Here is a 1220-nt window from a genome sequence, read left to right as displayed (position 1 = left end):
TAATACCACTAGAAGAAGGACAAATAAAAAGGGCGCGAAAATTAACATAAGCTTCACGGCTTAGCCAGTTAAATATGGCAGGCTGTCTTTTACCTAATTGCTGAATGTATCGACTCCCTAGAAGTTATAGGTAGGGCATTGAAGTCCTACCCAAGACTTTATAAGCTACTCTCATAAAGTCGCTCTATCTAGGCACAGTAAGACTGCCTAACCGGGTATTAGTTTATGCAACAATTTTCAAGCAGTGCCGACGAGAAGATAGCCCTCGAACATGAAGCTGCCAAGCTTTTTATGCGTCACTATGAAAGGCTACACGGTCAAGAAATTCGGCATATTTGGCACAACAAACCAAATAAGCCAGATGTATCCTGCGAGTTGGAAGGCCTTCGACTCGATTTGGAAATTGCGCACCTATACGGCTCTGAAGCCGAAGCAATGGCGATATTGAAACGTGACCTGACGGATAAAACACGTGAAGCACTGCGCGAGCAGGCTAACTGTTCCAACGTGCATGAGCGTCTGCTTAGCGCTCTGAATAGAATACTGATGAACAAAGCCCAAAAGCACTACAAGTCCCAACGCGTATGGCTGATCATTCGAAATGCACACCCCGCATGGACATCAGAAGAAATCATCGCCTTAAGAGACAAAATCCATGTTCCTGAAGGGCACCCTTTCGAGCAGATTTGGATTGTTGCAGACTATCAAGCGCAGAGCGGGATTGTTCAGCTATTCCCTTCTATACATAAAAATTATTGCTAACGCCTTTATTTCGAGCCGTTACAGCTAAATATTGGAAGTCGAGTGTTTCAAACACCTAGACATATTTGTGTAAGGTTCTTTCTAAATCTTCTCTTATAATTGGTTTACTCACATAATCTGTCATGCCGGCCGCCAGGCACTTCTCCCTGTCACCTTTCATTGCGTTGGCCGTTAACGCCAGAATTGGGACATTTTTATACGCCTCGCCGCCTAAGCCTTCGCGGATATTCTTACTTGCTTCATAGCCATCCATTTCAGGCATCTGGCAATCCATTAACACCAGGTCATATATTTTATCGCTACTGTTTAAAGTAGCCAAAGCTTCTACACCATTGCCAGCCACGTCGATGTGATACCCCATATGGGACAGCAATTCTTTGGCAACCAGCTGGTTAATTTCATTATCTTCAACTAATAATATCTGCACCGCATGAGGTTTAATGCCCGAACCCTCTGAC

Annotated in this window: 2 protein-coding genes; one reads left to right on the top strand and one right to left on the bottom strand. The window is 44.2% G+C overall.

The window, feature by feature from the left end; translation table 11 throughout:
* Positions 1-225 precede the first annotated feature (225 nt).
* Positions 226-762, top strand: a complete 537-nt coding sequence (locus A3766_RS26800) for a hypothetical protein (RefSeq protein ID WP_068506920.1) — start codon at positions 226-228, stop codon at positions 760-762.
* 55 nt (positions 763-817) lie between these two features.
* Here the strand turns inward: A3766_RS26800 and A3766_RS26795 are convergent.
* On the bottom strand, positions 818-1220 hold a 403-nt coding region (locus A3766_RS26795), incomplete at its 5' end, for a response regulator (protein WP_156509172.1).

This window comes from Oleiphilus sp. HI0132 (assembly GCF_001635845.1).
Note: the sequence above shows the minus strand (reverse complement) of the source record. Positions and strands in the feature narration are given on the sequence as shown.